At 27.1% G+C, this 8303-nt stretch carries 7 protein-coding genes and 1 pseudogene; 6 read left to right on the top strand and 2 right to left on the bottom strand.

The genetic code is table 11. The annotated features are described in order from the left end of the window. Positions 1 to 171: 171 nt before the first annotated feature. Together ASJ80_RS02640 and ASJ80_RS02635 are read right to left on the bottom strand one after the other, a co-directional pair. The gene (locus ASJ80_RS02640; protein ID WP_069582679.1) at positions 172 to 1431 is read right to left on the bottom strand and encodes a hypothetical protein; all 1260 of its coding nucleotides are present in this window, start codon (positions 1429 to 1431) and stop codon (positions 172 to 174) included. 184 nt (positions 1432 to 1615) lie between these two features. Then, on the bottom strand, positions 1616 to 1894 hold the full coding sequence (locus tag ASJ80_RS02635) for a hypothetical protein (RefSeq protein WP_069582680.1): 279 nt from the start codon (positions 1892 to 1894) through the stop codon (positions 1616 to 1618). Between the two features lie 1481 nt (positions 1895 to 3375). Between ASJ80_RS02635 and ASJ80_RS02630 the strand changes: the two genes are divergently transcribed. The 6 genes and pseudogenes from ASJ80_RS02630 to ASJ80_RS17830 all read left to right on the top strand — a co-directional run. Beyond that, positions 3376 to 3939, top strand: coding sequence for a zinc dependent phospholipase C family protein (locus ASJ80_RS02630; RefSeq protein ID WP_245837429.1), 564 nt, complete (start codon positions 3376 to 3378; stop codon positions 3937 to 3939). A gap of 617 nt (positions 3940 to 4556) precedes the next feature. Next, entirely contained in the window at positions 4557 to 5291 is a 735-nt protein-coding gene (gene mtxX, locus ASJ80_RS02625; RefSeq protein ID WP_069582682.1) for a methanogenesis marker protein Mmp4/MtxX, read from the top strand. Beyond that, complete coding sequence (gene uppS, locus ASJ80_RS02620) at positions 5266 to 6033, top strand: polyprenyl diphosphate synthase (RefSeq protein ID WP_069582683.1); 768 nt, start codon at positions 5266 to 5268, stop codon at positions 6031 to 6033. The genes mtxX and uppS overlap by 26 nt, the downstream gene beginning before the upstream one ends. A gap of 126 nt (positions 6034 to 6159) precedes the next feature. Then, entirely contained in the window at positions 6160 to 6918 is a 759-nt protein-coding gene (locus tag ASJ80_RS02615) for a YchF/TatD family DNA exonuclease (protein WP_069582684.1), read from the top strand. A gap of 828 nt (positions 6919 to 7746) precedes the next feature. Further along, on the top strand, positions 7747 to 7917 hold the full coding sequence (locus ASJ80_RS16795; RefSeq protein ID WP_179288726.1) for a hypothetical protein: 171 nt from the start codon (positions 7747 to 7749) through the stop codon (positions 7915 to 7917). A 235-nt stretch (positions 7918 to 8152) separates the two neighbouring features. After that, a pseudogene (locus ASJ80_RS17830) lies at positions 8153 to 8233 on the top strand (hypothetical protein); the annotation flags it as partial. Between the last annotated feature and the right edge of the window lie 70 nt (positions 8234 to 8303).

Here is an 8303-nt window from a genome sequence, read left to right as displayed (position 1 = left end):
AAATTTTATGTTACTTAATTTAGAAATACAATATAATCCAAGTCACTAAATGAATTAATTTATTATTTTTTTTTAGTTTATTTTATTATTAAAATTGATAGATATTAATTAGAAACTAACAACCTAATCTTTGACTTTTGTGTTTAAATCTCATTAAATTTTCCAAAATCTCTACTCAATTTGGTATTTCATATTTTTTTCTAAAAATCTTTCTGTTCTTATTTCTAAAATAATATCTGGTTTGTACCATTCAATTAATTCCTTATTAAAAAGCCAATGATCCCAATGATCCCAGTATAACAGCATCTCCTTAAAATAAACCGAAAATGAATCTTTTAACCTATCGACAGCTGAATCTCTAAAAATTAAAACCTTTAAATTTGTAAAGCTTTGATCATTTCTATAATAACCTGTTGCTCTTGTACCATCAAATTTAAATTTCTCAGGAAGATTTTCACTTAAATTTACAATATTCTTATTAATAAACATTGTTTCTTTTTCATTTAGGTAGTCTTCTTTTTCTTTGTCAGAATATGACCAATTATCTTCATGTACAAGGTCGCCACCCCAAAAAATGTTATTAAATTTTAATTGTTCGTTTATTAATTTTTCAAACTCTTCTCTTGTGAAATTATTATTAATACATTTTAAATAATAGTAAACTAGTTCTTTACCTCCATAATAATTTATATGAGTATCATTTTTGTAGTAGCAAGTATAATCTAAATTTTCGATAAAATCTGGTACTTCTTTACTTATTAAATCATAATTACGTTTAATAGCTTTAATTTCAAAGGGTAAAAAATTTTTACAAACCAAACTCTTATCAGGTACTATAAAAAAATGATATTCAATACCATTATCATTACAAACTCGTTTATTATAATCTAAATTTTTTTTGAAAAAATATGCATTAAAACTACTAGGATATGAAAGATCAAAATGTTGTTTAATCTCATGATTAGAATCATTTATTAAAAATAAATAGCCATTCTTGCCCTTTAAAGCCTTCTTAAGATTATCATAATTTGGTACTGTGGTAAGTTTTGCTTTTTCTTCTTTAGATAAATAATTTATTCCAATTTCTTTGATCTCTATTATTCCTGAAGCATTAGTTGGGTCTAATCTAAGTCTTTTAATCTCTTTTTCTAAACCAAGATAAAATCTGTAAACATCTGTAATACCTGGTCTTAATTTTAGGGTGCTTTGCAATGCTACAGAAAAAGAATCATTTTTATCATATGTCCAAAAAATTTGTATTGTTTCACCATTTTCAGCTTTAAGTTCAATGGATATATCTTGGATCAAGCCATCAGATGGGTTTCTAATTTCAAAATAAGGATCATTTCCAGTTGCCCTATATTTTCCAACACCTACTTTTTCTAAATCATTAGCCATTACTAAATCTTCATATCTGGGAAATGTTATCACATAATGTCCCCCTATTCCATAAATAACTTGAATTTAGATAATTTTCGTTGATTTTAATTGAATTAATATGATTTATAAACACATATCTTATAAAATCAATTTTACGTTAATTCTAAGAAGATACATTTAATTTTACCGTGCCATCTCCTATTAACTCATATTGTGAATAATTTTTTAAGTAACACTATCCATCTAATAAAATTACATCGTAATCTTCAAGTAAAGGTAATCTACTTAGGCTCAACTCTCTGTAGATTTCGAATTTATCTCCATACTTTAATTTAAACTCATCAACATTAAATTTAGGAAGAGGATCAATAGCAATCATATGTGCATCGTATTCTACACAATACTCCATAATGTTAAATGTGTTTTTACCATTATCTGAACCTACTTCAACAATATAATTAGCATTAATACTTTCAATAACAGGTCGTATTATGTTATTCCAGAAATTATTCATATTTTACCCTCAGTCTTAAAGTATAAAAACTTTTTGCCACCAAATATAGTCATAAACTAGCTGATTTTTAATTTAGGGAAATTAAACCTCTTTAATTAACATATATCTATTCCTTTAAATAATTAATAAATGGAAATATAACAAATCCTAAAACAAACTATAACTATTAATAAGACAGATACAATGAATGAATCAAAGTGCTAACCGTTCCAATTATTATTAAATGCAAATCGTTGTTTAATACTTTTATCCAATTTATCACGTCGCTTTTATTTATAAAATAAAGATATTCACTTTATTAAAAATTATTCATAAAACGTATTTACAACTTATAGTATAAATACTGATAGTTTCTGTTAAAAACATATTTATTGTATATTTTTTAAGTGATTTTAATTAATCATATTTATAATATTATTAAACATTTATATATCAAAAATTAATTGCTATAAACTGGTTAATACTAATATATTTCACTCAATAAATATATTTAACATTAATATGTATACATTTTTAATTATAATCTATTTTATATCTATTGAATATATTTTGAAGCTTTTAATTGTTTTTATACATATTTAAACCTAAATAAATTTTCTTTTTTGAAAATATACCACATATAAGAAATTAAAGCTGCATTATACAATTTTATGTTGATTTTACATCAATTAAAAGTACATGTGTTCTTTATATATTTATAATGGATATCTTTCAAGGTTCACATAAAAAATATCATTTCTAATATATTTAGTTGCAGTTTCGTGAATTCATATTGCATATAAAAAAAATTTTAAAATTATCAAATGGAATGAAAAGTAATCACTTCAAAAATACACTCAGCTAAGTTAAATTCACATTATAAAAGATGATTTTGTAGAAACAGGTGAAAAATTAGATAATATTGTGTAGTTTAAGTAGGGTATTTAACTAAACGAAATTTAAGAATAATGTTCATGAATATATGATGATTTCAGAGAGCCAAAAAGTTTTTATTTATCTTGATAAAAATCAAGATTTTTTCATTAATCTTTTAATAAATATTCAATTCACTTATAATTCCTTATTCATTTTGCCATTTTTTTTTAGAACATATATCTATGAAAGTACATTTAACTTATACATTTAAACAAATTTAATTAATTACATACAAAAATTTATTTTATTAACTATTTTAAATGTAATGTTAAAATATTATTAAGAGTAAAATGAAAGTTAATATTAACTAGTAAAATATTTAGACAATTAAACCCATATTTTTTTCATTTTAAGTGTTTATAAACATTTCTGCTTGTTTTATATTATATAAACTCTATTAAGGTTTAATAAAGATTATTGAAGGTTAATATACATTTTTAGGATTTTAAGGTTATTAGTTGAAAGTATTAAATTATATTGTACGAAAGTAATAATAATTAGTAATAATATATTACTATATGAGTTTATATGGAGATGATAGTACGAAAAGAGTTATAAAAATTTTGATGGTTTTTCTGCTGGTGGTTCCCCTACTAATTTCACCAGCAGCAGCATGGAGTGGACAAACACACCAAACTATGGCAAGCCAAATTTACAACTCGCTACCATTATCAGTACAACATAATTTAAACTTGAATGAAATGAAAAGAGGGGCAGTAGCCCCTGACAACGTTTTCAAAGATCAAACTAACCATTTATACCCTAAATCCTACCCTAAAGCCGTAAGCTGGCTTAAAGCAGGTAGATCAGCTTATAGAAGTGGTAACTATAAATATGCAAGTTACTGTTTTGGAGTAGCTTCCCATTACATTGAAGACACCTTTTCAGCCCCACACTGCTATGTAGGAGAAACACATAATCAGCATGTTGCATACGAAAAACAATCCAACAATATGAAACCCTCAGTAAGATATGTAAGCGGGACCATAAGGTACATAATGTCTTCAGGTTACCTACAAGGAAAAAAAGATATGAAAACATGGCTTAAAACTAGAAGTTCATCTATTGTCCGAAAAGACTTAAACAGCGGTGCATCAGCAGCTTACAGCATGATTAGAAATTGTGTATAAAAATTCGCTCCGAATTCTCAAAAACTCTCAAATAAATAGAATTTTGAGCGTCCCCAAAATAAGTCCAGTGCGGCTTATTTTGAGGTTTTCATTTTTAAGTAAAATATAATATCTATTTTTCTAAAGAAATTAATTCCTATTTTTCATTATAAAATAATAAAAAAGTATATGCATCACTATTTTGATAAAAAGATGGAAAAATAAAAGTAAATAAGATTTCATCAGTTAGTTATTAATAGAACTTCAAATCTATTGGTTAACAGAATTTATTAAGTTGTAAACTATAAAAATAAATAGTTTAAAGTGTATAAACTTCTTTAAAATAAGTTTTATAAAAATAACTACATTTTATAGTGAATGAGGTAATTTTTTAGACTTAGATATTCAAAATTGTTAATCCATCAAAATCAAAGATTTTCTTTCATGCTTTGATTTTCAAACTTGCAATTGAAAATTGCATAGAATTACGAATCATAGATTCGTAAACTCAAAACTGAAAAGTTTTGAGAATTATAAGTTTTGATAGTATGTGAAAATATTTGGTCATTCACTATAACTGGAGTTAAGTTAATATTTAAGTAATATAATTATAAGTTATAACTCAGGTTATGGATAGTATGAAAATTGCAGCTGGTGTCGGTGAAAATAAGAACATAATTGAAGCTTCTAAAAAAGTAGATTTCGAAGTTATTTTAACGGAATCTGAAGATAAGCTTATTAACATGCTTCTAAATAAAGAAGTAGATGCTGCTGTAAGAGGATCCCTCAGCGCTTCCAAGATATTAAGTATACTAAAAGAAAAATATCATGGTAAATTATACAGGGCCTCTTTTTTAGAAACAAATGATCAAAAATTTTTGTTTGCCCCTGTGGGAATTGATGAAGGAGATAACCCAGAAGAAAAAATAAAAATAATAGAATTAGGGGCAGAATTCTTATCAAAAATAGGAATAGAACCTAAAATCGCGGTACTTTCTGGCGGAAGACCTCAAGATGTGGGTAGAAGCCAGAAAATTGATGATTCCATTGCAGACGGAGAACATATAACAAGTGTCGCAAAAAGTAAATATTCTGTAAAACATTACTTTATATTAATAGAAAATGCAATAAAGGATAATGTAAACTTCATTTTAGCACCTGATGGTATATCTGGAAACTTAATATTTAGAACTCTGGTTTTTTTGGGTTCAGGGAAAAGCCATGGTGCTGTAACACTTGGAATTAACGAAATTTTTATAGATACTTCAAGATCACAAAGCGTAGAAGGATATATTAGAGCCTTAGAATTTTCAAATTATCTAGCAAGATTAAAGAGTAGGAATAAAAATGCAACCATTAAAACCACTTTATAAAATTTATGAATGGTACATATCAAAAAATCTCAAGCCCGAAAACATGCCCAATCATATTGCCGTTATAATGGACGGTAATAGGCGGTACACAAAATTAATGGGCAACATGGAAATTATAGACGGCCATAAAAGAGGGGTAAGTACCCTTGAAAAGGTTCTGGACTGGTCCATTGAATTAGGGATAAAAATTGTAACTGCCTATGCATTTTCTACCGAGAATTTTAACAGACCTCCAAAAGAAGTGGAAGGTCTAATGAAACTATTCCAGAAAGAATTTGAAGGAATAGCAAAAAATCCAAAGATTCATAAAAATGAAGTAAGAATGAATGCAGTAGGTAATTTAAACTTACTTCCAGAAAATGTAAGAGAAGCCATAAGAATTGCAGAAGAGGCTACATCTTCCTATGACAAACGAATTGTAAATATTGCAATAGGCTATGATGGGCGGATGGAAATAATCGATGCTATAAAAAAGATTTCAAAAGAAGTTAAAGATGGAAAATTAGACTGTGAGGAAATAGATGAAGATTTAGTCAATAAAAATCTATATACTGCAGGCTTAGAAGACCCTAACCTTATTATAAGGACAAGTGGGGAAGAAAGGCTCAGTGGGTTCCTATTGTGGCAGTCTTCTTATTCAGAGTTATACTTCTGCGATAGTTTATGGCCGGAACTTAGAAAAGTTGATTTTTTAAGGGCACTTAGGTCATATCAAGAAAGAGAAAGGCGTTTTGGAATTTGAATTTATACCTATTAATTTTCATTGAGGTTTAAAAAAGCTCTTTATATTTTTAAACCTCAAAAATCTATTAAAAATCCATAATTTTAATGTTTTATGCCAAACGTTAGTAATTTAGGAGGGAAACCTATGATCGATGTACATTGTCATGTTGATTTTAAAGATTTTAACAAAAACAGGGAAGAGGTAATGGCACGGGCAAAGAAAAAATTATCTGCCATTGTTGATTCTGGAGCTACATTAGGTGGAAATAGAAGAGCTTTAAAGCTCGTAGGAGATTATAAAGGTTTTGCACATGCTGCACTTGGATTTCACCCGGTTAATGCGACAAAAGCAGATCTTGATATAATCGAGAAAGCAGTTAAAGAAATACATGAAAATATAGATAAAGCGGTCGCAATTGGAGAAACTGGCCTTGATTTTCATGAAGTAAAAGATACTGAATCAAGAAACAGGCAGATAAAAGTCTTCAAAACATTCATCGACCTTGCAAATGAATATGAAATGCCCATCATACTTCATGCAAGAGATGCTGAATTAAAAGCTTTTGAAATAATAAAAAAATATTCAAAGGATATCGATATTATATTCCACTGTTATGGTGGGGATATTGAAACAGCGCATAAAATAGTAGATGAAAGCTATTATATTTCATTTTCAACCATAATTGCTTATTCTGACTATCATGAAGAGCTTGTAGAAGAAATACCAATTCAGAATATACTAACTGAAACTGACAGCCCTTATCTTTCACCTTTCAAAGGACAGAAAAATGAGCCTTCATTTGTAGAAGAAGCAGTTAAAAAGATTGCTGATGTAAAATCTTTACCAGTATTTAAGGTGGATCAAAAAACAGAACGGAATGCAAGGAAAGTTTTTGATATCTAATCTCTACTATCAATTACAATTCTAATACTTCATTTTATTCCTTTAAAAAAGAAATTAAATTGATTTCATAAAAAGCAATCAATAGAGTTAAAATTAATTTGAATTATATTTCCTACTTTTTATATGTCCACTAATAATAAACGTGTAACATATTAACCTAGGGGCACTCTTCTCATGGTATCATGGAGTTTAATGAGTGCCCCTGAATGGTAGGTGCTTATTTTGTAGTGGTCTTACACCTTTGAGAACTTATGAATGTAAATATGTTGATTATGTGCTATTAATCACATTGATGCTGAAATGAAATTATTTAAATCCAGTATTTAGTAATTATTACTAATCTATAGAATTGAATTTGCATATTAAATATTATTATCTTTGTGATTATGGAAATTTAATTTTTAACTGCTCAAACTCTATATTTTAATGTTATTATTCTTCCTTATAAAATTAGATATAAGTGAATTTGTGAAAATGTAGTACATTTATAAATTAAATGAATTAATAAAGAAATAGTCATCAATAAGTATGAAAACTATGACTGGTACTTTCTAAATAATGTATCAATGTTTTTGTGGAATTCATAGAAAGTAGTTATATAAAATAAGTTATTTTTAGCCTTTTAACTAATTTTAATCTTAAATTAAAATTAATTTATAATTTTAGGCATATATTACAGTTTACATAACATTAATAGAGTATATTAATAGATTTAAACCATTTAATTTATTAAATTATTATTATTTATGTATAATGAGCTTATTTAGATCCATATAAAACAAATGAATTGCAATTACAGCTTTATTTTAGGAAAATTATTTATATCATTTGCTACTTACTTGTGATCATTTATTAACATGGCATAAAGGGAGTGAAAAGATCAAATATAAAACAACAATAGGAGTTTTAGGTAATAGGTTAAATGACAGCATCTATGTTGATCTGATACTGGAAAAGATGATAACAATGGTGCAGATTACAGTCCATATCGAACAATAAAGAAAGCCCTTAAAGAAGTAGAAACAAACGAAACAATAATGTTAAAAAACGAGATCTACACTGGAAATGGCAATAATGCGCTGATAATTGATAAAAATGTTATGATAATGGTGAAAGCCAAAAATATGCCGTAATAGATGGAGGAAAAATTTTTTCTATATTTTAAATCTATTATGATGCTCACTTAACACTCCAAAATTTAACAATAAATGGAAGATGAGATAACGGCGGTGCTATCTGCAATGAAGGTACTTTAACCGTAGAAAAGTGCACTTTTGAAGATAATACATCAAACGAAGGCGGCGCTATCTACCATAAAAATAAGGGTAAATGTACAGTAAAAAAAAATCTAATTTCAAAGATAATAATTCTAAAGCCGCCCGTGC

It is taken from the genome of Methanobacterium bryantii, from assembly GCF_002287175.1.
GTDB lineage: Archaea > Methanobacteriota > Methanobacteria > Methanobacteriales > Methanobacteriaceae > Methanobacterium_D > Methanobacterium_D bryantii.
This window is presented reverse-complemented; position numbering and strand designations above follow the sequence as displayed.